Below are 21,295 nucleotides of genomic sequence, written 5' to 3'. Positions count from 1 at the left end.
CCGCAGGATGACGCCGCTTCGTCGGCGAGATGCCGTTTCGGCGATCATGGCCCCGCCAGGCGTCCGGCCGCGGCGCGCGTGTGCGCACCCTCGGGTGCGGGGACGGCGGCGGTGACAGCTCCCGGTGAGAGCGCGGCGCCCGGGGACACGCTGTAGCCCTCTGCCGCCGGTGCGGTGAAACGCCGAGGGGCCCGACCGACACGGATGTCGATCGGGCCCCTCGGCGTGCGGGTCAGCGCGCGAGCGCTTCTTTCATGATCGCGGCGTGCTCGTTGGCGTGCACCTTCGGCGAACCCGTCGCGGTCGAGGCCGCGGCGGCGCGCGAGATGCGGCGGATCGAGCGGCCACCGAGCTGATCGGCGACTTCGAGGGCGATGAACGGCCACGCCCCCTGGTTCTCGGGCTCGTCCTGCACCCACACCAGCTCGGCGTTGGGGTACTCGCCGAGGACTCGGGTCAGCTCCTCGATGGGCGCCGGGTAGTACTGCTCCAGGCGCACGAGGGCGATCTCGGGGTTGGGGTTCTTGTCGAGCTCGGCGCGCAGATCCCAGTGGATTTTGCCCGCGTGCAGCAGGACACGCGTGACGGCGCCCTTGTCGACCCCGCGGTTGTCGTCGAGCACGGGCTCGAAGCGACCCTCGAGGAAGTCCTCGACGGGGCTCGTCGCGCCGCGCAGACGCAGCATCGCCTTCGGGGTGAAGACCACGAGCGGGCGACGGGGACGCTGGTAGGCCTGACGACGCAGCAGGTGGAAGTACGACGCGGGGGTCGAGGGGCGGGCGACGATCATGTTGTCCTGCGCGCACATCTGCAGGTAGCGCTCGATGCGGGCCGACGAGTGGTCGGGTCCCTGGCCCTCGTAGCCGTGGGGGAGCAGCAGCACGACGCTCGACTGCTGCGCCCACTTCTGGTCGGCCGACGAGATGAACTCGTCGATGACCGACTGGGCGCCGTTGGCGAAGTCTCCGAACTGCGCCTCCCACAGCACGAGCGCGTCGGAGCGCTCGACCGAGTAGCCGTACTCGAACGCCATGGCGGCGTACTCGCTCAGCAGGGAGTCGTAGACCCAGAAACGGCCCTGGTTCTCGCTGAGGTTCGCCAGCGGCAGCCACTCCTGGCCGTTATCGCGATCGTGGAGCACCGAGTGACGCTGCACGAAGGTGCCGCGACGCGAGTCCTGACCCGCGAGGCGCACCGGGGTGCCCTCCATCAGCACCGAGCCGAAGGCGAGGAGCTCGCCGAAAGCCCAGTCGATGTTGCCGTTGCGGCTCATGTCGTGGCGCTTCTCGAGCAGCTGCTGGAGCTTGGTGTGCACCGTGAAGCCGTCGGGCTTGTTCACGAAGGCGTCGCCGATGTGCTGGACGACCTCGCGGGAAACACCCGTGGTCTCGGGAGCACCCACCGCCGGCTCCTCAGCCGCGTCGATGGTGACGACGGGGTTCGCACCGGTCTCGGCCTCGTGCGTGTCGGCGAAGGCGACCTCGAGGCGGTTCTGGAAGTCCTGCTTCGCCTGCTCGTACTCGTCTTCGGTGATGTCACCGCGGCCGACGAGAGACTCGGTGTACAGACGGCGGACCGAACGCTTCGCCTCGATGAGGTTCGTCATCAGGGGCTGGGTCATCGAGGGGTCGTCGCCCTCGTTGTGACCGCGGCGGCGGTAGCAGACGAGGTCGATCACGATGTCGCGGTGGAATTCCTCGCGGTACATGAACGCGAGCTCCGCGGCGCGGACGACAGCCTCGGGGTCGTCGCCGTTCACGTGCAGGATCGGAGCCTGGATCGTCTTGGCGACGTCGGTGGCGTACACCGAGGTGCGGGCGTCGGTCGGAGTCGTCGTGAAGCCGACCTGGTTGTTCACGACCACGTGGATTGTGCCGCCGGTGCGGTAGCCGCGCAGCTGCGACATCTGCAGCGTCTCGACCACGACGCCCTGACCCGCGAACGCGGCGTCGCCGTGCACGAGGATGGGCAGCCACGAGAACGTGCCGATGGGCTTGCGGTCCTGCTTGGCGCGGACGATGCCCTCGAGCACGCCGTCGACGGTCTCGAGGTGCGAGGGGTTGGCCGCCAGGTACACGGGGAGCTCGTCGCCGGCGTCACCGATGAAGGTGCCCTCGGTGCCGAGGTGGTACTTGACGTCTCCGGAGCCGCGCTTGCTGCCGATCGCGACGGCGCCCTCGAACTCGCGGAACACGTGCCCGTAGGTCTTGCCGGCGATGTTGGTGAGCACGTTCAGACGCCCGCGGTGGGCCATACCGATGGCGGCCCCGTCGAGTCCGGCGGAGGCCGCACCCTGGAGGATCTGGTCGAGCAGGGGGATGAGGGACTCGCCGCCCTCGAGGCTGAAGCGCTTCTGACCGACGTACTTGGTCTGCAGGAACGTCTCGAACGCCTCGGCCTGGTTCAGCTTCGACAGGATGCGCAGCTGCTCGTCGTGGCCGGGCTTGGTGTACTTGACCTCGAGGTTGCTCTGGAACCACTGACGCTGGGCCGGGTCCTGGATGTGCATGTACTCGACGCCCATGGTGCGGCAGTAGGAGTCGCGCAGCACGCCGAGGATGTCACGCAGCTTGGCGACGCGCTTGTTGCCGAGACCACCGGTCACGAACTCGCGGTCGAGATCCCAGAAGGTCAGCCCGTGCGATTCGATCTCGAGGTCGGGGTGCGTGCGCTGGACGTACTCGAGCGGGTCGATGTCGGCCATGAGGTGGCCGCGCACGCGGAAGGAGTTGATGAGCTCCTGCACGCGGGCGCTCTTGTCGATGCGCTCGGAGATATCGACGCTGATGTCGGCGGCCCAGTGGATGGGTGCGTAGGGGATGCGCAGGGCGGCGAAGATGTCGTCGTAGAAGCCGCGCTGCCCGATGAGCAGCTCGTGGACCTTCTTGAGGAACTCGCCCGAGCCGGCGCCCTGGATGACCCGGTGGTCGTAGGTGCTGGTGAGCGTGATCGTCTTGCCGATCGCCAGCTCGTTGAGCGTCTTCTCGCTCGCGCCCATGAACTCGGCGGGGTAGTCGAGCGCACCGGCGCCGATGATCGCGCCCTGGCCGCGCATGAGGCGGGGGACCGAGTGGACCGTTCCGATGCCGCCGGGGTTGGTGAGCGAGACCGTGGTGCCCTGGAAGTCGGCGGGGGTCAGCTTGTTGGTGCGGGCGCGGCGCACGAGGTCTTCGTACGAGGCGAGGAACTCGCCGAAGGTGAGGGTGTCGGCCCGCTTGATGCTCGGGACAAGGAGGGCGCGCGACCCGTCGGGCTTGGGCATGTCGATCGCGATGCCGAGGTTGACGTGCGCGGGGGCCACGACCGAGGGCTTGCCGTCGATCTCGGCGTAGTACACGTTCTGGCTGGGGAACTCCTTGAGCGCCTGGATCAGCGCCCAGCCGATGAGGTGGGTAAAGCTCACCTTGCCGCCGCGCGTGCGCGACATGTGGTTGTTGATGACGATGCGGTTGTCGATCATCAGCTTCGCCGGGATCGTGCGCACGCTGGTCGCGGTGGGCACCGTGAGCGAGTCGTCCATGTTGGACGCCAGGGCCTTCGGCATGCCCTTGAGGACCGTCACGCGGTCTTCTTCGGTGCTCTCTCCGGCAGCGGAGGGCACCACGCTGGGCGCCTGCGCCGGGATCGGCTGCGGCTTGGCCGGCTTCGCCGTGGTGCGGGCGACCGGCGCCTGACCGACCACGGGGATGGGAGCCGTCACCGGCTTGGGCTCGGACGCCGCCGGCGGCGCGGAGGGCGGGGGAGCGGCGGCGGAGGATCCATCGACGACCGGGTGGTACGCCTCCAGAATCGGCCACCAGGCCTTGTCTACGGAGTGCTTGTCGACTTTGAACTGTTCGTAGAGTTCGTCTACGAGCCACTCGTTCGCGCCGAACTCGCCCTCGCTCGAAGTACCGACGCCCGTCACCTGGCTCGACACAGTCGATCGCCTGCTTTCCTCGATGAAGATTCCTGTGGATACGCGGACGTCGCCGTCCTGCGTTCCTGCCAGCCTAGCCGAGGATTCTGGACGCCTTTCGGGTCTTTACATTCCCCTGATGTGGTGAGGTGGATGCCATGGAGTTCTCCGGCGCGCAGCCCGATGTCGACCTGACGTACTCGGACGTGTTCCTCGTCCCCCGCCATTCCGAGGTGCGCAGCCGCCTCGACGTGGACCTCGCCCCCGCCGACGGCAGCGGGGCGACGATCCCGCTCGTCTCGGCGAACATGAACTCGGTCACGGGCACGCGGCTCGCGGCGACCCTGGCGCGTCGCGGTGGCCTCGGCGTGTTGCCGCAGGACATGGCGCTGGAAGATCTGGTCGAGGCCGTGTCGTGGGTCAAGGCCCAGCCGACCGCGTGGGACACGCCCCTGATCCTCCCGCCCGAGGCCACCGTCGCCGACGCCCGCCGCATCCTCCCGGCGGTGCCCGGTCGGGGCATCGTCGTGGCCGTCGCTCGTGAGGACGGGGTGGTGGACGTGTCCGCGGTGCGGGGCATCGTGTCCGCGGGGCGCCTCGCCACGGCCCTCCCTGACGCCACGCTGGGTGACATCGCTCGTCGGGACGCCGCTGCGCTCGACGCGGCGGACGTGCACGACCCGCGCGAGGTGTTCGCGCGGATCGAGGCCGCGGGCGTCGACATCGTGCCGGTGGTCGACGGCGACCGGCTGGTCGGCACCCTTTCCGCACGCAGCGCGTTGCGCGCCTCCGTCTACCGCCCGGGTGTCGACGACCGGGGGCGCCTCATCGTCGCCGCGGCCGTCGGGGTGAACGGCGACGTCGCCACCAAGGCGCGCGCCCTCGCGGACGCCGGGGTGGACGTCCTCGTCGTCGACACCGCCCACGGCCACCAGGCCCAGATGCTCCGGGCGCTGCGCGCGGTGTCCGCCCTCGATCTCGGCATCCCGATCGCCGCCGGCAACGTGGTGACCGCGGACGGCGTCGCCGACCTGACCGACGCCGGGGCGACGATCCTCAAGGTGGGCGTGGGACCGGGCGCGATGTGCACGACCCGCATGATGACCGCGGTCGGGCGGCCCCAGTTCTCGGCGGTGCTCGAGACCGCCGAAGCCGCCCGGTCGGTGGGGGCGCACGTGTGGGCGGACGGCGGCGTGCGCTACCCCCGCGACGTGGCCCTCGCACTCGCCGCGGGCGCGGCATCGGTCATGGTCGGCTCGTGGTTCGCCGGGACCATCGAGGCGCCGGGAGAGTTGCAGACCGACGCCGGAGGGCGCATCTACAAGGAGTCGTGGGGCATGGCCTCGACGAAGGCGGTGCAGGGACGGTTCGGTGCGCTCGACCCGTTCGAGCGGGCGCGCAAGGAGCTGTTCGCCGAGGGCATCTCGTCGTCGCGCATCTACCTCGACCCGCAGCGTCCGGGCCTGGAGGACCTGCTCGACATGATCACCTCGGGCGTGCGCTCCTCGTTCACGTACGCGGGAGCGGCCACCGTCGCCGAGTTCCACGAGCGCGCCCGCGTCGGCCTGCAGTCGGCCGCCGGGTACGACGAGGGCAAGGCGCTCCCCGTCAGCTGGTGAGCAGGCGGTCGAGGGTCGCCGCGGCCTCGAGCGTGATCCAGGCGCCCAGCTGCACCGAGAAGTCCAGGTCGTCGCCGTCGGCGACGGCCGCGCGGCGCGGGTCGGCCGGGAACAGCCCGTCGCGGCGCCCCTCCCACAGGGCGTCGGCGTTGCGCTCGACCAGTCGCCGGGCCGCGTGCGCCGCGGCCTCGCCCTCGTCGTCTTCGCTCTCGGACAGCTCGACGGCCGCGTCGGCGAGATAGCGGGCCAGGATGCCGGCGAACAGGCCCCCGTCGCCGCCTCCGGCCGCGGGCATGAGCCCCTCGTCGTCGGCACACCATCGCTCGACCGCGTGCACGAGTTCGCGCGCCCGGCGCACGTGCCTCCAGGCGGCGTCGGTCTCGTCGATCGCCGACTCGCCCAGCAGCAGCTCGAGCCCGATCGTCGCGCCCTGGTTGTAGGTCCACAGGTCGGGGCGCACCGCGTCGTGCTCGATGCCGTCGCGGACGAGGCCGGTGCTGTCGTCGTCGAGGGTGGATGCCATCCAGTCGGCGAGCCGCTCCGCCTCGGTGCGGTGACCGGTCAAGGCCAGCACCATCGCCCCCGGGGCGTTCGCGGGCGCGTTGTACAGCGCGCTGCCGACGCTCCACGGGAGGGCGCCGACACCGGGGTCGATCGCCTCGTGCAGGCGCCCGGCGATCTTACGGAACGCGCGGGGGTTCGCGCGGCTGGTGAACAGTCCCAGTCCCATCCAGGCGATGTCGTCGTAGAACGGCGTCGTCCAGCGCCCGATGGTGCGCAGCGTCACGCCGCGGCCCAATCGGCGCAGGAGTCGGCGGCGTCGCGGGTCGGGGCGGTTGCGCTCGGCGTCGGCGAGCACGTGGATCAGGTGGGCGTGCCACCAGTAGTGCCACGTCCGGGCGCTGCGGGCGTCGGCGACCGAGGCGTGCGCCCAGGCGACCGGACCGTAGCGGTGGAGGTAGCGCTCGAGCACCGCTCGTTCCGCGGCGGCGGCGCGGTGCTGCGCCTGGGTGTCGGCATCCATTCGTCCATCCTCTCCAGTGCTCACGGATGTGCACGAGACGGATGCCGAGGGGCGCGGGCTGCAATAGAATCGACCGCACGATGGACGACCCTCCCAGTTGTAGACCCAGGCCCCACAGACCCTCTTCCGCCGAGCGATCGAGCGGGGGTGATGCCTGATGGATTACGTCATGCTGGGCGTGGGGCTCGTGCTAACCGTGGGAACCGGACTCTTCGTCGCGAGCGAATTCGCCCTCGTCAACCTCGACCGTGCCGACCTCGAATCCCGTCGCGCCGCGGGTGAGACCCGTCTGTCGCTGACCATCGATGCTCTGCGCATCACCTCGACGCACCTGTCGAGCGCGCAGCTGGGCATCACGCTCACGACGCTGCTCACCGGTTACACGATGGAACCGGCGATCTCGAACCTGCTCCGGCCGGTCTTCCAGTCGTGGGGGCTCCCCGAGGCGCTCACCGTCTCGGTGGCCGCCGTCATCGGCGTCGGCTTTGCGACCGTGCTCTCGATGATCCTCGGCGAGCTCGTCCCCAAGAACTTCGCGCTGGCCATCCCGCGCCAGACGGCCAAGCTCGTCATGCCGTTCCAGGTCGCTTTCACCGCGGTGTTCAAGCCCGCGATCGTCGTGCTCAACGGCAGCGCCAACGGCGTGCTGCGCGCGATGGGCGTCGAACCCAAAGAGGAGCTGTCGGGAGCCCGGTCCGCCGAGGAGCTGTCGAGCCTCGTGAAGCGATCGGCCAGCGCCGGCATGCTCGAGAAGGACACGGCCTCGCTGCTGGACCGCAGCCTCACCTTCGCGCGCCTCAGCGCGGCCGATGTCATGACCCCGCGCCCGAGCGTGCACGCGCTCGCCGCGGGCGACCCCGCCGACGACGTGGTGCAGCTCGCCCGCCGCACCGGGCACAGCCGCTTCCCCGTGTACGGGGAGTCGATGGACGACATCGTCGGCGTCGTGCACCTCAAGGCCGCGATCGGCGTGCCGCGTGAGAAGCGGGGCGACGTGCCGGTGGCGGCGCTGTCGACCGAGCCCCTGCGCGTGCCCGAGACCGTGCACCTCGACGCGCTCGTCTCGGAGCTGCGCTCGCGCGGCTACCAGATGGCGATCGTCATCGACGAGTACGGCGGAACCGCCGGCGTCGTGACGCTCGAGGACCTCGTGGAAGAGATCGTGGGCGAGGTGCTCGACGAGCACGACCGCTCGCGCGCCGGCGTCGTGCGCTCGGCGGCGTCCGTCACGTTCCCCGGCGACCTGCGGCCCGATGAGGCCCTCGACCGCGCCGGCGTGCGCGTGCCCGAGGGAGAGGTGTACGACACGGTGGGCGGCTACATCATGGCGGCGCTCGAGCGCATCCCCGTCGTCGGCGACACCGTCGATCTCGAAGACGGCAGACTCGCCGTGCAGCGCATGGACGGCCGGCGTGTCGACCGCGTGCAGTTCACGCCGACCCCGGTGGAACAGGACGTCGACGAGCTGGTGCGCGCGGCGAAGGGCGGTGACCAGCGATGAGCGACTGGGCCGGAATCGCCTGGCTGGTGGTCCTCTTGGCCGCCAACGCCTTCTTCGTCGGCGCGGAGTTCGCCGTCATCTCGGCGCGCCGCTCGCAGATCGAGCCGCACGCCGACCGCGGCTCGCGCGCGGCGAAGACCGCGCTGTACGCCATGGAGCACGCGACGCTCATGCTCGCGACCTGCCAGCTGGGCATCACGATCTGCTCGCTGCTGATCCTGAACGTCTCGGAGCCCGCGATCCACCACCTGCTCGAGGGGCCGCTGGGGCTCACCGGGCTGCCCGAGGCCGCCGTCGGCGTGATCGGCTTCGTCGTCGCGCTGCTGGTGGTGTCGTACCTGCACGTCGTGTTCGGCGAGATGGTGCCCAAGAACCTCGCGTTCTCGCTCCCGGATCGCGCCGTGCTCATGCTCGCCCCGCCGTTGGTCGCCGTCTCGAAGGCGTTCCACCCGATCATCGTGGCGCTCAACTGGACGGCCAACCACGTGCTGCGACTGTTCCGCGTGGAGCCGAAGGACGAGGCCGCCTCGACCTACACGCTCGACGAGGTCGCGACCATCGTGACGCAGTCGCGGCGCGAGGGCGTGCTCGACGACTCCGCCGGAACGGTGACCGCCGTGGTCGAGTTCACCGAGAAGAAGGCCGCCGACATCGCGGTGCCGGTGAGCGCCCTGGTGACGCTGCCCGAGACGACCACCCCGGCCGAGATCGAGCGCGCCGTCGCCCAGCACGGATACTCGCGGTACGTGATCGTCGACGAGACGGGACACCCCACGGGCTACGTGCACCTGAAGGACGTGCTGCGCGCGGCGGAGGGATCGGATGCCGACATGGCCCGCCCCATCCCCGCCAAGCGCGTGCACCACATGGTGTCGATGCTCGAGACCACCGATCTCGAGGACGCCCTGGCCCTCATGCGCCGCTCCGGTCGCCACCTCGCCCAGGTGCGCGACGACCGCGGCGACGTGCAGTCGGTCCTCTTCCTCGAAGACGTGATCGAAGAGCTCGTCGGCGAGGTGCAGGACGCCACCGAGCGTCGCCGCTTCGTCTGAACGCAGAACACCGGATGCCACGGGGCCTGGGCCTCGTGGCATCCGGTGTCTTCGGGTGAGGGTGCGGTCGTTGCGTGTGATGTCGGCCGGGGTGCGCGGGTGCGGCGGGCCTCAGTACGCGCGGAGGTACTGCGCGGGGGCGGGGCTCGGTGCGCCCAGCTCGGCCGCGGCGCGCAGCGCGTAGTGCGGGTCGCGGAGCCATTCGCGGGCCGAGAGGATCGCATCGGCGCGGCCGTCGGCGAGGATCTGCTCGCCGAAGGTCGGATCGTCGATCATGCCGACGGCCGCGACGAGCAGGCCCGTCTCGCGTCGGACGGTCGCGGCGTAGTCGACCTGGTACCCGGGCCCGGGGACGATGTGCTGATGGGGCACGAGGCCGCCGCTGGAGACGTCGATGAGGTCGGCGCCCGCGTCGGCGACGAGACGCGAGGCCGCGACGGTGTCGGCGACGTCCCAGCCGCCGTCTGCGGCGTCGGTGGCCGAGAAGCGGACGAACACGACCGCCTCTCCCGCTGCCTCGCGCACGGCCTCGGTCACCCGCGCGAGGAGGCGCACGCGGTTCTCGAACGATCCGCCGTACTCGTCATCGCGGTGGTTCGTGAGCGGCGAGAGGAACTGGTGGAGCAGGTAGCCGTGGGCGGCGTGCACCTCGACGACCTGGAAGCCGGCGCGAACGGCCCGGCGGGTGGCATCCGCGAAGTCGGTGACGACCTTCTCGATCCCCGCGGCGTCGAGGGCGACGGGGGCGGCGAAGGCGTCGTACGCCAGAGCCGAGGGGGCGACGGTGGTCCAGCCGCCCTCAGCGGGAGAGACAGTGCCGCGACCGCCGGTGAGGGGCGAGGTGGTCGAGGCCTTGCGGCCCGCGTGGCCGAGCTGCACTCCGGCGACCGCTCCGCGCGAGCGGATGGCGGCGACGATCGGGGCCCACGCCTCGGCCTGCGCGTCGGTCCAGATGCCCGCGTCCTCGGGCGAGATCCGCCCCTCGGGGGACACCGCGGTCGCCTCGGCGATCACCAGGCCCGCGCCTCCGGCCGCGAACTGCGCGAGGTGCACGTGGTGCCACTCGTTCGGCACGCCCTCGACAGCGCTGTATTGGCACATCGGCGAGACCCAGAGGCGGTTGCGCATCTCGGTACCGCGGATCGACAGGGGTGTGAAGAGGGAACTCATGAGGACCTTTGCGTTCTAGGGTGACGCCATGACGGCGAAGGACTTCAACGGGCAGGACGTCGCCCGTGCACTGCGGAAGCCAACGGCGGACGACGACAAGTATTCCCGCGGAGTCGTCGGGTTGCGCACCGGCTCGGCCCGATACCCGGGGGCCGCGGTCCTCGGTGTCGAGGGGGCCTGGCGGACGGGAACGGGGATGGTCCGGTACCTCGGCCCCGCGCGCGCCCAGGACTTCGTGCTCCATCGGCGCCCCGAGACCGTCACCGCGGACGGGCGCGTGCAGGCGTGGGTTATCGGATCGGGGACGGATGCCGCCGAGCGCGACGCCGCCGAGACCGCGGCGCTGCGCGGCATCCTGTCGGGAGAGATCCCCGTCGTCGTCGACGCCGGAGCGCTCGATCTCGTGCCGGGGGCGACGGCCCCCGTGATCGTCACCCCGCACGCGCGGGAGCTCGACCGGCTCCGCGAGAGCCTCGGGATGCCGGCGGCCGACGCCCGTGACGACGACGCGCGAGAGGCGGCGGCTCGCGAGACGGCGGAGGCGTTCGGGGGAGTGGTGCTCTCGAAGGGGGCGGTGACCATCGTCGCCGCCGCGGGCGGGTGGACGCGTCGCGTGTCGGCCGGGACCCCGTGGCTGGCGACGGCGGGCACCGGTGACGTGCTCGGCGGGGTGCTCGGAGCCGTCCTGGCCGGGTCGGTGGCCGCCGGCCGCGACGCCGTGGGCGACCTCGCCACCAGCGCCGCCGCGGCCGCGTGGCTGCACGGACGCGCCGGGCGGGCGGCATCCCTCGCCCTCGGAGAAGGCGGCGGACCGATCGCGGCGCTCGATGTCGCCGAGGCCCTCCCGGGCGTCGTGGCCGCCGTCCTGCGGGACTCGATCACGTAACGGTTCGCCCCCGCGCACCGCGCGACGACGGGGGTCGCGCCGCCGCCCGTCCGGGTCGGGAAGCCCCGCCCGCTTAGGATGAGGCGGTGTTGAGGCGTGTCGTTCCCCTGTTTGTCGCGTTCGTCGCCGTACACGTCGTGGTGGGGATCCTGGGCTATCAGCAGCCCAACGAGCCCATGGGTGACGTGTACCTGGTGTACGAACCCTGGTCGCGCTGCGCGCTCTTCGGCGGCATCGACGTGAGTTCGTGCACGCGCAGCGACGCGTGGGCGTGGCCCGGCATCACCGAGAAGTGGATCTACCCGCAGCTCGCCTTCCTGCCGATGACGTTCGCGTGGGTCTTCGCCTGGGCGGTCGGGTACACCCCCGCGTGGGCGATCACCGTCGCCCTGTTCAACCTCGTCGCCTTCGTCGTGCTGGTCGGCAAGGGCCGCTCGACGGGTCGCGTGCTCGCCGCGTGGTTCTGGATCGCCGCGATCCTCCTCATCGGCCCCGTGGGGCTCTATCGCATCGACGGAATCACGGTGCCGTTCGCGATCCTCGGCAGCATCTGGATGCTGCGGCGCCCGTTCGTGGCCTCGCTCCTGCTCTCGATCTCGGTGTGGATGAAGGTGTGGCCCGCCGCGATCCTCGCCGCGGGTCTCATCGTCGTGCGCCGCCGCCTGGCGCTGATCTGGGGCGCGGTCGCGGTGTCGCTCGCGACGATCATCCCCGTCGTGGCCCTGGGGGGAGCGCCCTATGTCTTCGGATTCGTGGGAGACCAGACGTCCCGCGGCATCCAGATGGAGGCGCCGGTCGGCGGCCTGTACATGTTCCTGGCGGCCTTCTACGTGCCCGGCAGTGAGGTCTACTACGACGGCGGCGTGCTCACCTTCCAGGTGACCGGGCCGGGCGCCGAGCCCCTCATCGCCGCGATGACGCCGATCATGCTGCTCACGATGGTCGCCGTCGCCGTCGTCGGCGTGATGAAGATGCGCCGCGGAGCGACCTTCCTCTCGCTGTTCCCCCCGCTCTCGCTGGCCCTGGTGACCGCGTTCATCGCGCTGAACAAGGTCGGCTCGCCGCAGTACTACGTGTGGCTGTTCGCCCCGGTCGTGCTGGGCCTGATGATCGACCGTCGTCGCTGGTACGCCTTCGCGGGGATGACGCTCGTGATCGCCGCTCTGACGCAGTGGATGTACCCGCTGATGTACGACGGGCTGATGGCGACGCACCCGAACCCCTTCCCCGTGGTCGTGCTCGAGGCGCGCAACCTGCTCGCCCTGGTCCTGCTGGTGTGGGCGATCGCGCGCGTGGTGCGCGTGCCCACGGGGCGCGTGCGTCCGCCGGCGGGGCTGCGCGAGATCGTGACGGGGCGCCGGCCGATCCCCGCCCGGGTTCCGTCCGGGCGCTGAGCCCGTTCCGCCCGACGGGTCGCCGCCGTAGGCTCGGAGCATGCTCATCGCCTTCTCCGTCGCCCCCTCCGGCGTCGGCACCCTCGCAGCCGAGAACCCCGACGCCTCGGTGCACGACGCCGTCGCCGCGGCGGTCGCCGTCGTGCGCGCGTCGGGGCTGCCCCACCGCACGACCTCGATGTTCACCGAGATCGAGGGGGAGTGGGACGAGGTGTTCGCCGTCGTGAAGGCGGCGACGGATGCCGTGATGCCCTACGGCTCTCGTGTCTCGCTCGTGCTCAAGGCCGACATTCGCCCCGGGCGGACCGGCGAGCTCGACGGCAAGATCGAGCGGCTCGAGGACGCGCTGGAGCGTCGCGAGGACTGAACCGCGCGGGCGCCACTCCCGGCCCTCGAAACGATTCGACCTGACCCTCGCCGGCCGACTACGATCGGCTGGTGACCTCTTCGACGACCTCGAGAGGTGCGGCGATGCGGGCGCTCCTTTCTCTCGCCATCGGTAGTTTCGGCATCGGTATGACCGAGTTCGTGGTGATGGGCCTGCTGCCCAACATCGGCCGCGACCTGCTGCCCACCGCCTACGCGGCGTCGCCCGACGACGCGATCGCCCAAGCCGGGTGGCTCATCTCGCTGTACGCCCTCGGCGTCGTGGTGGGAGCCCCCACCATCGCCGGGTCGGTCGCGCGCTTCCCGCGGCACCGCGTGATGATCGTGCTGGCCGCAGCGCTCGCCTTCTTCACGCTGCTGACCGTGATCGCCCCCACGTTCGAGCTGGTCGCGGCATCCCGCTTCCTCGCAGGACTCCCGCACGGGGCGTACTTCGGCATCGGCGCCCTCGTCGCCGCCGACGTGCTCGGCCCGGGCAACCGCGCCAAGGGCGTGGCCTTCGTGCTCACGGGCCTCACGATCGCGAACGTCGTGGGCGTGCCGCTCGGCACCCTCCTCGGCCAGCAGGTCGGGTGGCGTGCCGCGTTCGCGGTCGTCGCGGGCATCTTCGCCCTCGCGACGCTGTGCATCGCGTTCTTCGTGCCGAAGCACCCGGGCACGCCCGGTCGACGCCTCCGCGACGAGCTGCGGGTCTTCCGGCTCGGACAGGTGTGGTTCGCGCTCGGCATCGGCGCCGTCGGATTCGGCGGCTTCTTCGCGATGTACAGCTACATCGCGCCCATGATCACCAACGTCGCGGGCCAGCCGGAATGGGCCGTCTCGCTCGTCCTGGTGCTCGTGGGCATCGGCATGACGATCGGCAACATCGTCGGAGGAGCGCTCGCCGACAAAGACCTGCGCTTCTGGCTGTTCACCGGGCTGATCGCGCTGGGCGCGGCCTCCGTGGGCCTCGCCCTGACCGCCGGGTGGATCGTGAGTCTCGTGCTGTTCGCGTTCCTCGTGGCCTTCTGCGGCTCGGCGCTGAGCCCCGCCATCCAGACGCGGCTCATGGACGTCGCCGAGGACAACCAGTCGATCGCCGCCGCCCTCAACCACTCGGCGCTCAACATCGGCAACAGCCTCGGAGCGTTCCTCGGCGGCCTCGCGATCGCCGCGGGGCTGGGACTCGTGGCCCCCGCGTGGGTGGGGGCGGTCCTGGCCCTCGGCGGACTGGTCGTCGCCGTGCTCGCCTATCGCGTCGAAGATCGCACCGGCCGTCACCCCACCCACCGGATGCCGGCGGCCGAGGCCGCGCAGACGGCGATCACCGGCTCGATCCCGACGCAGCGTTGAAGCGGGCGCGAGCGCGCTCGCGGGTCGACCGAAATCGCGGATGCCGCGGGCTCACGGCATCCGGGAATGCTCAGCTCGCGAGCAGGCGGCGCAGGTGCGCGGCGACCGCGGCGGTCTCGATGAGGAAGCCGTCGTGGCCGAAGTCGCTCGAGAGCACGACCGCGCTGTCTCCGTCGAGCGTGCGCGGGACCCCGCGGGCGATGCGGTGCTGGCCGTCGATGGGGAACAGGCGGTCGCTGTCGATCCCGAGTACCAGCGTGGTCGCGGTGACGCGGCCGAGGGCATCTTCGACGCCATCGCGGTCGCGGCCGACGTCGTGCGAGTTCATCGCCTCGACCAGGGTCAGGTAGCTGTTCGCGTCGAAGCGGCGGGTGAACTTGTTGCCGTGGAAGTCGAGGTACGACTCCACCGCGAAGCGTCCGCCGCGGCCCAGGGGGCTGACCCCCGACTGCCACGACCGCTGGAAGCGCGAGTTGAGCTCGGTGGGGCTGCGGTAATTGAGAAGGGCCATGCGGCGGGCGAGCGCGAGACCGCGGTGCGGGCCGTCGCCGTCGCCCGCGTCGTAGTACTCGCCGCCCGCGAAGCGGGGGTCGACCCTCACGGTGTCCATCTGCACGGAGTTCAGCGCTATCTGGTCGGCCGTCGTGATCGGCGGGGCCGAGAGGATCGCGGCACGCTCCACACGGTCGGGGTGACCGACGGCCCATTCGATCGCGTGCATGCCGCCCATCGAGCCGCCGACCACGGCGTACCAGCTGCCGATGCCGAGGCGATCGGCGAGCAGGGCCTGCGCCGCGACCTGGTCGCGGATCGTCAGGTACGGAAAACGCGAGGCCCATTCGTACCCGTCGGGCGCGATGCTCGCGGGGCCGGTCGAGCCCTGGCATCCGCCCAGCATGTTCGGGGCGACCACGAAGAAGCGGTCGGTGTCGATCGCGGCGCCGGGGCCGACGAGGTCGCTCCACCACCCGGCCGTGGGATGGCCGGGCCCGGCCGCGCCGCGCACGTGGCTGTCGCCGGTGAGGGCGTGCAGGATGAGGACCGCGTTGTCGCCCGCGGGGGAGAGCTCGCCCCACGTCTCGAAGGCGAGGCGGAACGCCGGGAGGGACTCGCCGCTCTCGGTCTCGAACGCCCCGAACGCGGCGAAGCGGCGGTCGCCGACCGGGTCGCCGTCGCGCCAGGCGCCGGTGGCGGGAGGGCGGCCGAGGAGGGACCGGGCGTCGGCCTCCGTCACCGGGGCCGAGGGCACCGTGTCTTCGGAGATCTGCCAGTCCATGGCATCCATTCTCTCCGGTGTCGGAGGGGTCGACCGGACTGTTACGGTCGCGGACCACGGCGACGGTGCTTGTCAAGAACCCGTTCCCTCCCGGGTGGGGTCGTCATGATCCGGGCATGGCGAACTTCCTCCTCATCGCGGCCTCGAGCGACATCGGTCAGGCGACGGCGAAACGACTGCAGGACGCGGGACACCGCGTCGTGACCACCGCGCGGGACTCCTCGCGGATCGAACCCGACTTCACCCTGGATGCCACCGACTTCGACGCCGTGGACCGCGTCGTCGGCGAGGCGGGCGATCTCGACGGCATCGCGGTGTTCGCGGGCTCGATGCTGCTCAAGCCTGCGCACCTGACCTCGCGCGAGCAGTACGACGAGCTCATCGCCGCCTCGCTGACCACGGCGTTCGCCGCCGTCCGCGCCGCAGGATCCCACATGCGCGACGGGGGAGCGGTCGTGCTGGTCTCGTCGGCGGCGGCCCTCGCGGGGCTGCCGAACCACGACGGGATCGCCGCAGCGAAGGCCGGGGTTATCGGTCTGACGCTCTCGGCCGCCGCGAGCTATGCCGCGCACGGACTGCGCGTGAACGCCGTGGCCCCGGGCCTCGTGCAGACGCGGCTGACCGAGAAGCTCACCTCGAGCGACATGTCGCGCAAGGTGTCGGAGGCGATGCACCCGCTCGGTCGCCTCGGCGAGCCCGACGACGTCGCGCGCGCCGTGGAGTTCCTCCTCGCGCCCGAGAACGCGTGGATGACCGGCCAGGTGCTGGGCGTCGACGGGGGCCTGGGAAGCCTGCGGCCGCGGCAGAAGGTGTGACCCCCGCCGCGTGAGGGGTCGGTTCTGGTCGCCTCGCACGCGGCCGGGCGACACATTCCGACCCCTCACGCGCGTCGGCACACGCACGTCGGTACACGCGCGAACGCCCCGACCCGGAGAGCCCGGGGCGGGGCGTTCGGCGCGTGCGGGTCAGGCGCGGGCGGCCTCGGACAGGCGACGCGCGGCGGCGAGGGCCTCGTCGAGATCGGCCTTGAGGTCGTCGATGTTCTCGAGCCCCACCGACAGGCGCACCAGGCCCGGGGTCACGCCGGCGGTGAGCTGCTGCTCGGGCGTGAGCTGCGAGTGGGTGGTGGACGCCGGGTGGATGACCAGCGAGCGCACGTCGCCGATGTTGGCGAGGTGGCTGAACAGGCTCAGCGAGTTGACGAACTCGCGGCCCGCCTCGACGCCGCCCTTCAGCTCGAATGACAGCACCGCGCCGACGCCCTTGGGGGCGTAGTTGTTGGCCGCGGCGTACCAGGGCGAGGTCGGCAGACCGGAGTAGTTGACGGTCGCGACGTCGGGGTGCGACTCGAGCCACTCCGCGATCTCCTGCGCGTTCTGCACGTGGCGCTCGATGCGCAGCGACAGGGTCTCGATGCCCTGGATGAGCTGCCACGCGCTCTGCGGCGAGATCGAGGCTCCGAGGTCGCGCAGCAGCTGTACGCGCGCCTTGATGATGTAGGCGAGGCCGTCGCCGACCGCCTGCGTGTAGACCGCGCCGTGGTACGAGGGGTCGGGGGTCGTCAGGCCCGGGAAGCGCTCGGAGTTCTCGGACCAGGGGAAGGTTCCGCCGTCGACGATGACGCCGCCGATCGTGGTGCCGTGCCCGCCGAGGAACTTGGTCGCCGAGTGGACGATGATGTCGGCGCCGTGCTCGAAGGGGCGGATGAGGTACGGGGTCGCGATCGTGTTGTCGACGATGAGCGGCACCCCGGCGTCGTGGGCGATGTCGGCGACGGAGCGGATGTCGAGCACGTTGATCTTGGGGTTGCCGATGGTCTCGGCGAAGAACAGCTTGGTGTTCGGACGCACCGCCGCGCGCCACTCTTCGGGGTCGTCCTGGTTCTCGACGAAGGTCGTCTCGATGCCGAGCTTGGCGAGGGTGTACTTGAAGAGGTTGTACGTGCCGCCGTAGATCGAGCTCGACGAGACGATGTGGTCGCCCGCCTGCGCGATGTTGAGGACGGCGAAGGTCTCGGCTGCCTGTCCGCTGGCGACGAGGAGGGCGCCGGTGCCGCCCTCGAGGCCCGCGACGCGCTGCTCGACGACGTCTTGCGTGGGGTTCTGGATACGCGTGTAGATGTTGCCGAACTCGGCCAGCGCGAACAGGTTCGCGGCGTGGTCGGCGTTGTCGAACACGTACGAGGTGGTCTGGTAGATCGGGGTGGCGCGGGCCTTGGTCACCGGGTCGGGCTGTGCGCCGGTGTGGATCTGCTTGGTCTCGAAACGCCAGTTCTCGGGTACCGACATGACTGCTCCTCAGCTTCTGGAGGCCGGGCGGTCGCCGTGGCCTGCTGCGAGCGTAGGGACAGCCTCCGACACCGACAACCGATGGGGACACGGGCCGTAACACCGCGCCGCGGTCCGGTGTCGGAGGGGACCGATAGCGTGGATGCCATGACACGACGCGCAGTGGTGACCGGGGCCAGTTCGGGTATCGGAGAGGCGACGGCGCGCCTCTTGCGCTCGCGCGGGTGGGAGGTCGTGGGCGTCGCCCGTCGCGCGGACCGCCTCGCGGCCCTCGAGGCCGAGACCGGGGTCGTCGCGCACGCGGCCGACCTGACCGACGCCGCCGACGTCGCCGGGCTGTCGACCTGGCTGCGCGAGACCGGCGGACTCGACGCGCTCGTGCACGTCGCCGGAGGGGCGCGCGGCAGCGACCGCGTCGAAGACGGCGACCCCGAGGACTGGCGCTGGATGTTCGAGGCGAACGTGCTCTCAGGGCAGCGGCTCGTGGCATCCCTTCTGCCTCTCCTGCGCTCGGCCGCCGATGCCGGCGGCCACGCCGACCTGCTCTTCGTCACCTCGACCGCCGCACAGACGGCCTACCCGGGCGGCGGCGGGTACAACGCGGCCAAGGCGGGCGAGGCGATGCTCGTGCACGCTCTGCGTCAGGAGCTCAACGGCGAACCCCTGCGCGTCATCGAGATCGCCCCGGGCATGGTGCGCACCGAGGAGTTCAGTCTCAACCGCCTGGGCGGAAATCAGGAAGCCGCCGACAAGTTGTACGCGGGTGTCGAGGCGCCGCTCCTGGCCGACGACGTCGCCGACGTCATCGCGTACGCCCTCGACGCCCCCGGTCACGTGAACCTCGACCTGGTCACCCTGCGTCCCGTGGCCCAGTCCGCGCAGCACCTGCTCGCGCGCGGGCCCCTGACGACGCGCTGACCCGGGGGCGACCGCGCCGCGGTCGACAGCGGCGGAAGGCAGCCCGGTAGCGGGGTCAGCCCACCTCTCCGCGCGCCGCGGTGGCGGTGACCTCGACCTCCGCCGCGTCGGAGAACGCGACCTTCGGGACGAAGAACAGCAGCACGGCGGCGAGCAGGCCGCCCGCGCTGCAGATGATCCACACGGTGACGTAGCCGGCGAACGGTGCGGCGGTTCCGATCGCGGCTCCCGCACCGCCGGCCAGCACCACGCCGAAGATCGCGGACGACATGGTGCCGCCCATCGTCTTGGTCGTGTTGGTCATCGCCGAGGCGACGCCCGTCTGTCCGCGCGGAGCCGCCGCCGCGGCGGCGGCGGGCATCGCCGCGACCAGGGCGCCCGCGCCGAGACCCGCGATGCCGAGGCTTAGCAGCACCTGCCACAGCTGGTCGTGCAGGGGCAGGAGGAGGGCGTACCCGACACCGACGAGAGCCGCGGCCCCGATGAGCATGACGCGCGGGCTCGCGCGACGCGAGGTGACGGCGAAGAGGACGGCGCCGACGATGAGCGAGAGCAGGTAGGCGCCGACCACGTTCGAGCGCTGCGTCGCGTCGAGGCCCAGGCCGTAGCCGAGGGCGGGGTCGGTGCCGATGTAGGTGACGAGCGGCCCCTGAGCCCCGAGCAGGCTGATCCCGACGAGGAAGGCGGTGGCCTGCACGGGCCACATCTCGGGACGCCGGAGCATGCGGATGTCGATGGCCGGATCGGGTTGGCGTAGCTCGTAGCGCACGAAGAGCGCGCCGAGGATCACACCGACCACGAGGAGGCCGCCGATGACGAGGGGGCCCGGGCCCGCCGGCAGGCGCACGAACGACAGCGCCCCGGTGATGAACAGCAGAGCACCGGCGAGGATGACGAAGCCGCCGACGTCGAGACGGCGCGGCTCGCTCGAGCGCTCGGACTCGGGCACCCCGAGCCAGATCGCGACGCTGATGAGGGTCACCACGACGGCCGGGATCGCCAGAGAGAGCGGGAGGTCGCCCCCGCTCGCGGCGAAGAAGCGACCGGCGGCGAGGGCGCCGAGGATGCCGCCGAACTGCAGGCCGACGACGAGGAGTCCGGCGGCACGGCGCGTCTGGGACACTCCGCGCTGCTGGCGGCGTCCGCGGTCGAAGATCAGGGCGATCTCGAGAGGCAGCCAGACGACGTAGAACCCCTGGAACGCCCACGCCACGAGGAAGGTCGCGAACGAGTCGGCGAACACCAGCGCCCAGCTCGCGAGAGCGGTGGCGATCGCCGAGAGCAGCAGAATGCGCTTGTGCCCGAACATGTCGCCGAGCTTGGCGAGGACGGGGAGGACCAGGGCCGACACGAGGAGCTGGGCCGCTTCGAACCAGTTGATGTCGGCGTCGCGGATCCCGAGGTGCGTGACGATCTCGGGGAACAGGGGGATGTAGAAACCCTGGAGGATGCCACTGGCCAGCTCCACGAGAACGAACCAGCCGATGAGACCCGCGGTCACCCCGAGCGCGGAGGTGCGCACCCGTGCGACCGCGCCGGAGACGCGCGACATGGCGTGAGAGTAACACCGCGGGCACCGGGGTCGACGACGCGGGGGGGATGCGCCGCGGAGAGCGTGCGGGGCGCCTCTCGCCGTCGCGGCGCGGCAGCCGTCATGGAGCGTGCTACGTTCACTCGTAAACGTGCAAAAAAGGAGCTGGCGCGAATGGGGTGGGACGCGCGGGCCGTGGCGGTGGACGGAGCGGGATTGCGCTCCGGCATGACCGCCGCAGAGATGGTGGCTCGGTTCGCCCGGCTCAACGAGCTGGCGACCGCCGATGCCCTGCGCGAGTTCGCCGACCCCGGCTCCCCGGCACCGACCTTACGCGCTCGGATGGTCTCCGCGCGCTTGGCCGACGAGTCCCGCCTCCTCGGGGGTGGTCGATCGGAGTCGCACGCCGACGCGGTGTTCGACCGCTGGCTGCGCGCGCACGGGATGATCCCGCATCGCGGCGTGGCCTGGGGCCGCGTGAGCACGCTCGGGCCGTACTCCCGGCTCGTCCTGACGCTCGCGGCCACCATGCGCGTGGGGACGCGTGCCGCCCTCGTGCGCCTCGACCACGACGTGCGTCGCGTCACCCGGGCCCTCGAGGAGGAGGGGTGCGACGCGGCGTTCGAGCAGTTCCATCGCGATGCGCGCGCGTTCGCCCACCCGTCGTTCCCACGCGTGCAGGCGGGGGTGCTCGTGAGTCCGGTGCGCGGCTGGCGATGGAACGAGCGGGAGCGCTTCTCGCGCCTTCTGAACCGGCACGGCCTCCGCGCGCGCTCGGGATTGGCGGAGGACCAGTGCCACGTCGACGCGGGGGCTCCGCTCGTCATCTGGAACCCCCGTCTCGCGACCCTGCCGATCGGCGAGGCGCCCGTGACCGTCGTGGGTCTCCGGGTGATGGCGCGGTCCTGAGCGCGCTCGCCGCGACCCGACGGCGACGTCCCGCGTCGGCCTGAACCCCGGGGCCGGGACCCGGGGCGGGGAGCGGTTCCGGAGTGTGTTAGTTTCTGCTTGTAAACGAG

At 71.3% G+C, this 21,295-nt stretch carries 16 protein-coding genes; 10 read left to right on the top strand and 6 right to left on the bottom strand.

Annotated features, from left to right (window positions below):
- Positions 1–232: 232 nt before the first annotated feature.
- A complete protein-coding gene (locus tag AB6V31_RS05860; RefSeq protein WP_369364569.1) occupies positions 233–3,919 on the bottom strand; it encodes a multifunctional oxoglutarate decarboxylase/oxoglutarate dehydrogenase thiamine pyrophosphate-binding subunit/dihydrolipoyllysine-residue succinyltransferase subunit in 3,687 nt (1,228 codons plus the stop codon).
- Positions 3,920–4,056: 137 nt separating this feature from the next.
- On the opposite strand from AB6V31_RS05860, the gene AB6V31_RS05855 reads away from it, so the two are divergent.
- Positions 4,057–5,517 (top strand): GuaB1 family IMP dehydrogenase-related protein, encoded by a 1,461-nt coding sequence (locus tag AB6V31_RS05855; RefSeq protein ID WP_074694128.1) that lies wholly within the window; start codon positions 4,057–4,059, stop codon positions 5,515–5,517.
- On the opposite strand, the gene AB6V31_RS05850 is transcribed toward AB6V31_RS05855, so the two are convergent.
- The gene (locus tag AB6V31_RS05850; protein ID WP_369364567.1) at positions 5,507–6,541 is read right to left on the bottom strand and encodes a glycoside hydrolase family 76 protein; all 1,035 of its coding nucleotides are present in this window, start codon (positions 6,539–6,541) and stop codon (positions 5,507–5,509) included. The two genes, AB6V31_RS05855 and AB6V31_RS05850, sit on opposite strands and share 11 nt — an antisense overlap.
- 157 nt (positions 6,542–6,698) lie before the next feature.
- Between AB6V31_RS05850 and AB6V31_RS05845 the strand changes: the two genes are divergently transcribed.
- The gene (locus AB6V31_RS05845; RefSeq protein ID WP_074694130.1) at positions 6,699–8,042 is read left to right on the top strand and encodes a hemolysin family protein; all 1,344 of its coding nucleotides are present in this window, start codon (positions 6,699–6,701) and stop codon (positions 8,040–8,042) included.
- A complete protein-coding gene (locus AB6V31_RS05840; RefSeq protein ID WP_056226926.1) occupies positions 8,039–9,094 on the top strand; it encodes a hemolysin family protein in 1,056 nt (351 codons plus the stop codon). Before AB6V31_RS05845 ends, AB6V31_RS05840 begins: the two co-directional genes overlap by 4 nt.
- A 111-nt stretch (positions 9,095–9,205) precedes the next feature.
- On the opposite strand, the gene AB6V31_RS05835 is transcribed toward AB6V31_RS05840, so the two are convergent.
- Positions 9,206–10,264 (bottom strand): NADH:flavin oxidoreductase/NADH oxidase, encoded by a 1,059-nt coding sequence (locus AB6V31_RS05835; protein ID WP_369364566.1) that lies wholly within the window; start codon positions 10,262–10,264, stop codon positions 9,206–9,208.
- Positions 10,265–10,292: 28 nt separating this feature from the next.
- On the opposite strand from AB6V31_RS05835, the gene AB6V31_RS05830 reads away from it, so the two are divergent.
- From AB6V31_RS05830 to AB6V31_RS05815, 4 genes are all read left to right on the top strand, one after another.
- Complete coding sequence (locus AB6V31_RS05830) at positions 10,293–11,150, top strand: NAD(P)H-hydrate dehydratase (RefSeq protein WP_369364564.1); 858 nt, start codon at positions 10,293–10,295, stop codon at positions 11,148–11,150.
- An 86-nt stretch (positions 11,151–11,236) separates the two neighbouring features.
- Positions 11,237–12,544: a glycosyltransferase family 87 protein gene (locus AB6V31_RS05825; RefSeq protein WP_074694133.1), complete on the top strand. Its 1,308-nt coding sequence runs from the start codon at positions 11,237–11,239 to the stop codon at positions 12,542–12,544.
- A 40-nt stretch (positions 12,545–12,584) separates the two neighbouring features.
- Positions 12,585–12,911: a thiamine-binding protein gene (locus AB6V31_RS05820; protein ID WP_056226935.1), complete on the top strand. Its 327-nt coding sequence runs from the start codon at positions 12,585–12,587 to the stop codon at positions 12,909–12,911.
- Between the two features lie 104 nt (positions 12,912–13,015).
- On the top strand, positions 13,016–14,263 hold the full coding sequence (locus AB6V31_RS05815) for an MFS transporter (protein ID WP_369364634.1): 1,248 nt from the start codon (positions 13,016–13,018) through the stop codon (positions 14,261–14,263).
- 70 nt (positions 14,264–14,333) lie between these two features.
- Here AB6V31_RS05815 and AB6V31_RS05810 read toward each other — a convergent pair whose 3' ends face one another.
- Entirely contained in the window at positions 14,334–15,539 is a 1,206-nt protein-coding gene (locus AB6V31_RS05810) for a homoserine O-acetyltransferase (protein ID WP_056226939.1), read from the bottom strand.
- Positions 15,540–15,655: 116 nt separating this feature from the next.
- On the opposite strand from AB6V31_RS05810, the gene AB6V31_RS05805 reads away from it, so the two are divergent.
- The gene (locus tag AB6V31_RS05805) at positions 15,656–16,354 is read left to right on the top strand and encodes an SDR family NAD(P)-dependent oxidoreductase (RefSeq protein ID WP_056226941.1); all 699 of its coding nucleotides are present in this window, start codon (positions 15,656–15,658) and stop codon (positions 16,352–16,354) included.
- Between the two features lie 150 nt (positions 16,355–16,504).
- On the opposite strand, the gene AB6V31_RS05800 is transcribed toward AB6V31_RS05805, so the two are convergent.
- The gene (locus AB6V31_RS05800) at positions 16,505–17,827 is read right to left on the bottom strand and encodes a bifunctional o-acetylhomoserine/o-acetylserine sulfhydrylase (protein ID WP_056226943.1); all 1,323 of its coding nucleotides are present in this window, start codon (positions 17,825–17,827) and stop codon (positions 16,505–16,507) included.
- Positions 17,828–17,974: 147 nt separating this feature from the next.
- On the opposite strand from AB6V31_RS05800, the gene AB6V31_RS05795 reads away from it, so the two are divergent.
- Positions 17,975–18,745, top strand: a complete 771-nt coding sequence (locus AB6V31_RS05795; RefSeq protein ID WP_176786289.1) for an SDR family oxidoreductase — start codon at positions 17,975–17,977, stop codon at positions 18,743–18,745.
- 55 nt (positions 18,746–18,800) lie between these two features.
- Here AB6V31_RS05795 and AB6V31_RS05790 read toward each other — a convergent pair whose 3' ends face one another.
- A complete protein-coding gene (locus AB6V31_RS05790) occupies positions 18,801–20,297 on the bottom strand; it encodes an MFS transporter (RefSeq protein WP_176786290.1) in 1,497 nt (498 codons plus the stop codon).
- A 207-nt stretch (positions 20,298–20,504) separates the two neighbouring features.
- Here AB6V31_RS05790 and AB6V31_RS05785 point away from each other — a divergent pair, with 207 nt between their 5' ends.
- Complete coding sequence (locus tag AB6V31_RS05785; RefSeq protein WP_369364563.1) at positions 20,505–21,185, top strand: hypothetical protein; 681 nt, start codon at positions 20,505–20,507, stop codon at positions 21,183–21,185.
- Positions 21,186–21,295: the final 110 nt, after the last annotated feature.

It is taken from the genome of Microbacterium sp. 16-032 (genome assembly GCF_041079455.1).
Lineage (GTDB): Bacteria > Actinomycetota > Actinomycetes > Actinomycetales > Microbacteriaceae > Microbacterium > Microbacterium testaceum_A.
This window is presented reverse-complemented; position numbering and strand designations above follow the sequence as displayed.

What these genes read in the sequence shown, in the direction of transcription:
- AB6V31_RS05855 (WP_074694128.1), top strand. Translation starts at nt 4,057, where the DNA reads ATGGAGTTCTCCGGCGCGCAGCCCGATGTCGACCTGACGTACTCGGAC.
- AB6V31_RS05850 (WP_369364567.1), bottom strand. Translation starts at nt 6,541, where the DNA reads ATGGATGCCGACACCCAGGCGCAGCACCGCGCCGCCGCCGCGGAACGA.
- AB6V31_RS05845 (WP_074694130.1), top strand. Translation starts at nt 6,699, where the DNA reads ATGGATTACGTCATGCTGGGCGTGGGGCTCGTGCTAACCGTGGGAACC.
- AB6V31_RS05840 (WP_056226926.1), top strand. Translation starts at nt 8,039, where the DNA reads ATGAGCGACTGGGCCGGAATCGCCTGGCTGGTGGTCCTCTTGGCCGCC.
- AB6V31_RS05835 (WP_369364566.1), bottom strand. Translation starts at nt 10,264, where the DNA reads ATGAGTTCCCTCTTCACACCCCTGTCGATCCGCGGTACCGAGATGCGC.
- AB6V31_RS05830 (WP_369364564.1), top strand. Translation starts at nt 10,293, where the DNA reads ATGACGGCGAAGGACTTCAACGGGCAGGACGTCGCCCGTGCACTGCGG.
- AB6V31_RS05820 (WP_056226935.1), top strand. Translation starts at nt 12,585, where the DNA reads ATGCTCATCGCCTTCTCCGTCGCCCCCTCCGGCGTCGGCACCCTCGCA.
- AB6V31_RS05815 (WP_369364634.1), top strand. Translation starts at nt 13,016, where the DNA reads ATGCGGGCGCTCCTTTCTCTCGCCATCGGTAGTTTCGGCATCGGTATG.
- AB6V31_RS05810 (WP_056226939.1), bottom strand. Translation starts at nt 15,539, where the DNA reads ATGGACTGGCAGATCTCCGAAGACACGGTGCCCTCGGCCCCGGTGACG.
- AB6V31_RS05805 (WP_056226941.1), top strand. Translation starts at nt 15,656, where the DNA reads ATGGCGAACTTCCTCCTCATCGCGGCCTCGAGCGACATCGGTCAGGCG.
- AB6V31_RS05800 (WP_056226943.1), bottom strand. Translation starts at nt 17,827, where the DNA reads ATGTCGGTACCCGAGAACTGGCGTTTCGAGACCAAGCAGATCCACACC.
- AB6V31_RS05795 (WP_176786289.1), top strand. Translation starts at nt 17,975, where the DNA reads ATGACACGACGCGCAGTGGTGACCGGGGCCAGTTCGGGTATCGGAGAG.
- AB6V31_RS05790 (WP_176786290.1), bottom strand. Translation starts at nt 20,297, where the DNA reads ATGTCGCGCGTCTCCGGCGCGGTCGCACGGGTGCGCACCTCCGCGCTC.
- AB6V31_RS05785 (WP_369364563.1), top strand. Translation starts at nt 20,505, where the DNA reads ATGACCGCCGCAGAGATGGTGGCTCGGTTCGCCCGGCTCAACGAGCTG.